Raw genomic sequence first — 509 nt, forward strand, 5'->3', positions numbered from 1 at the left:
CGCGTCGAGCGCCACGTCGCCGAGAAGATGGGGCTGACCGTCGAGCCCGTCTCGACCCAGGTCATCCCGCGCGACCGCCATGCGATGTTCTTCGCCACGCTGGGCGTCATCGCCAGCTCGATCGAGCGTCTGGCGACCGAGGTCCGCCACCTCCAGCGCACCGAAGTCCTCGAAGCCGAGGAATATTTCTCTCCCGGCCAGAAGGGCTCGTCGGCGATGCCACACAAGCGCAACCCGGTGCTGACCGAGAACCTTACCGGCCTCGCCCGCATGGTACGTGGCTATGTCACCCCGGCGCTGGAGAATGTCGCGCTGTGGCATGAGCGCGACATCAGCCATTCCTCGGTCGAGCGCTATATCGGGCCTGACGCGACCATCACCCTCGACTTCGCGCTGGCGCGTCTGACCGGCGTGATCGACAAGCTGGTCGTCTATCCGGCGCGGATGGAGAAGAACCTCAACAAGATGGGCGGCCTCGTCCATTCGCAGCGCGTGCTGCTGGCGCTGAC

The 509-nt window shown here is 65.8% G+C and carries 1 protein-coding gene; it reads left to right on the forward strand.

All coding sequences use genetic code 11. The annotated features are described in order from the left end of the window. The coding region (locus D1614_RS29050) for a lyase family protein (protein ID WP_241558172.1) at window positions 1-509 on the forward strand (509 nt) is incomplete at both ends.

This window comes from Maribellus luteus (genome assembly GCF_003576475.1).
In the GTDB taxonomy this organism is placed as follows: Bacteria; Bacteroidota; Bacteroidia; order Bacteroidales; family Prolixibacteraceae; genus Draconibacterium; species Draconibacterium luteum.